At 49.4% G+C, this 3,386-nt stretch carries 3 protein-coding genes; all 3 read left to right on the top strand.

Annotated elements, in window-relative coordinates; genetic code table 11:
- The first annotated feature begins 130 nt into the window (after positions 1–130).
- The gene (locus tag H627_RS0115130) at positions 131–1,543 is read left to right on the top strand and encodes an MSCRAMM family protein (RefSeq protein WP_027829596.1); all 1,413 of its coding nucleotides are present in this window, start codon (positions 131–133) and stop codon (positions 1,541–1,543) included.
- A complete protein-coding gene (locus H627_RS18730; protein WP_051225478.1) occupies positions 1,540–2,835 on the top strand; it encodes a pilin N-terminal domain-containing protein in 1,296 nt (431 codons plus the stop codon). Before H627_RS0115130 ends, H627_RS18730 begins: the two co-directional genes overlap by 4 nt.
- A gap of 231 nt (positions 2,836–3,066) precedes the next feature.
- Complete coding sequence (locus H627_RS0115120; protein ID WP_152319337.1) at positions 3,067–3,321, top strand: pilin N-terminal domain-containing protein; 255 nt, start codon at positions 3,067–3,069, stop codon at positions 3,319–3,321.
- The last annotated feature ends 65 nt before the right edge of the window (positions 3,322–3,386 follow it).

Here is a 3,386-nt window from a genome sequence, read left to right as displayed (position 1 = left end):
ACTTCATAACGTTTGGGTATAACCATCCTGCACACTCCGTTTTGTTTTTAACAAGAAGTATACAGGATTTCGGGATTTTCAGACACTCCCTAGTATTAAACGGATTATTTTTACTACGAGTCAGCCAAAGGTGATTGCAAATTCTGGTGATAAAAGTCGGCAGGTTCCTGAAAAAACAATTTATTGGCTGCCTAAAGCAGAACAAGTGACCAATTACGGCAACCCGGACTGGAGCGCACCGGTTGTTCCAGAAGTGAATGACGGTCCAGAGAATCGCTTTACGCAGGCTTATTTCAACAAGATGCATTGTTTTTCCACTGCGTTGTCAGGTTCACTGATTGCTCTGGTTGCCAAAGTGGTTTGGTCTGGTGCCCACATCAACGGGTATCTTTGGGCGAAAGACTTCCAACAAAGCGGTGGGGCAGAGGCACATAATTTCTACACACCGCCGCTGGAAGAATTAGTAGACTTCATGATTGGTGTTAACAAGCATAACGCCGATGATCATATTCCAGTGGCGAATGCGGAGTTCATTTTGTACCGGACTGCTGCCGGCAAGACCGAGTATTTGACCAAGGCCAGTCCGGAAACATGGTCCACTGAACGAGATCAAGCGATTAAGTTGACGACGAACAGCGATGGACAGATTCAGGTGCAGCTTAAAGAACAAAAAGAAACCCAATATCGGTACTATTTCCACGAAACAAAGGCGCCGCCAGGCTTTCAACCGCCACCCGCGGATAACGCCCATGAAGTGTCACCCAATCAAGGCCAGACGATCGGCAACATTAGTGAAGTTCCCAACGTACCGGTTCTGGAGCAGGAAGTGGGCTTCCACAAGACCAATCAATTTGGTTCGATATTGCCGGACATCAAGTTTACCTTGACGGCTGCCGATGGCAAAACATTTGAAGCGGTGAGCAATAAAACCGGCTACGTTGAATTCAACGGCGTCACTCCAGGAGAATACAAACTCAAGGAGGAAACGAAGAATGCCATCGGCCCCACCGAATGGGATGTGACCATCGTGATTGTAGACGGCAAGGCCGAGTTGCGGTTCAAGGATGGCGACAAAATTGACACTATTGTGAACCAGAAGCGGCTATCGTTAAGGCTCACCAAGGTGGGTGAGAATGGTCAGATCTTACGCGGCGCTAAATTGAGGTTGCAAGGGCCTAATGGGTACGATCAAACCCGGCCGGAGGATGAGCAAGAAATTGGTATATTCCTGTTCACCGGGCTGGGACCGGGGAAATACACATTAACCGAGGTCGAAGCACCTGAAGGGTATGACAAGTTGGAGAAGCCCATCAAAATCGTCGTTTCAGACGATATGAAGACGATTATCGCTGATGGCAAGCTGCTCGATCGCAACGGCTTAGTGTTCGGCGACAAAGTGCAGAACAAACCGGTCGGCGTATTACCGGCTACCGGCGGCTGGGGCATGCTGCCGTGGTACCTCACTGCCGGGACCATCGGCTTTGCCGCCATCAATGTGGGTGTCGGTTACTACGGCAAACAACGAAGGGGGCGAGAAAAATGAGTAAGCAACGTTGGCTTCGTGCTGGGCTGCTTGGCCTGCTTTCGCTCATCATGCTGCTGATTGCCGGCGGAATGGTTCAGGCAGAAAGCTTGGATACGGAGATCGTGCTGCATAAACGGGTTTACCGAGATGTCCGGTCACCGGAGGACGTGTGGTATCCCAACGACGGGGTACTGATTGAAGATCCGAACCATAAATTACTGAGCAAGACTTCCGGACTGAACGGCGCGAATTTCTACGTCTATGATCTCTCTGCGGAATACCAGCGAATGAAGAAAGAGTGGACACCTTCTGCCCACGGGGGGCAGACGTTCACTGATCAAGTCTTCATCGACTTGTATCGAGACAAGCCGCGCCGAGAAGCATTGACTTGGGCTGAACAGAACTTGAAACGGGTCGCCACCATTAAAACCCGGACTGATGATGCCCTGAATGAAGACGGCATCGCTCGGTTCACAGTACCCCGGCGTACGCCAGAAGGAAATAAAGCAGTATATCTGATTCTGGAAGACAAACTTGATCCGACGATGGGTCTAAACATCGATATGACCAAAAAGACATCACCCATTGTGGTTATTCTGCCGATGATGCATCCCGTGGATGAAACCAAGCTGAATCCGATTCACCTCTATCCAAAAAATACGGCTTACGTCCGGGATCCGTATTTCTTCAAGTTCGGCAAACAGACGACTGGCGGGGAAGTACGACTGGCGGGCGCAAAATTCGTCATGTACCAGCTAATCAATAATCAGAAACGTTATCTGCAATTGGGGGAAGAGAACGATTTAGGCAACAAATGGCTGACTAGTTCTGACCCGTTGCGGGATGACCGGGTAGATAAATTCACGTCAGACAAGGACGGACTCGTTAATATGGGTCAGCGCTTCCTGTCGGCGGGAACGTATTACTTTGAAGAAGTAGCGACTATCGACGGGTATGAACTTGATGCGTCTGCTAAGGGCATCAAAGTGGAGGTGCCCGAAGAATGGCGGGATGAGCAAGGCAATTTCTTGCCAGTTATGGTCAACGGTCAGCCACTTATGGAATTGATTTCTGGTAAAGTACCGGAGGCTGCAATGCAACAAGCAACTCCTCGAGTGTACAACAATCAGACTACAACACCGCCAACGACACCAGAAAAGCCCACGCCAGTGAGCACCACGCCCCCTAAGCAGGGCGGCTGGCTGCCGCAAACCGGGACGGTCAAAACCTTGATGGGCATATTCGGGTTCTTGCTGATTGCGGTCGTGGTGATTATCGGTTGGCGAACGCGCAAAACACCGGCCAAGTAATTTGTATCAATAATCAGGTCTTCCCACCGGAATACTGATAAATTGGCCGATTGAACAATTCAAATCAATGACCCGGTCCATGAAATTCCTGTTGTAACAGGCATTGTGAGGCTACACAGAATCGTCATTGAAAATAATTGGTGGGACTTTCATAAGTTGCTGGTCCCTGAAGCAACCCGCTACACTCAATATGTAGAGTAAATGAAGAAAAAATACAAGGAGGCGTCAACAATGATACAACGACGATGGTTACGCTTGGTGATGATGATTGCGCTTGTTTTGCCCTTGCTGGGCGCAGCAGTCGGCGGTCTCAGCAAGGTTGCTCATGGGGCGGCGGAAGATACGAAAGTAGACTTCATTTTGCACAAGAAGGCATTCGACAAAATGCCTGAACTCATCGAAAATACTGGGGAAAAGATGCCCGAATTTGAACAGGCGACGCCACTGGATGGTGTTGAATTCACCGCTTATAACATTACAGACTGAAACTTGAAAGCCCGAAAGTGCACTGATGCCTTGGTAATTGTGAGATGGCGGCGGGAATGATCTTG

This window comes from Schleiferilactobacillus harbinensis DSM 16991 (genome assembly GCF_000425885.1).
GTDB lineage: Bacteria > Bacillota > Bacilli > Lactobacillales > Lactobacillaceae > Schleiferilactobacillus > Schleiferilactobacillus harbinensis.
This window is presented reverse-complemented; position numbering and strand designations above follow the sequence as displayed.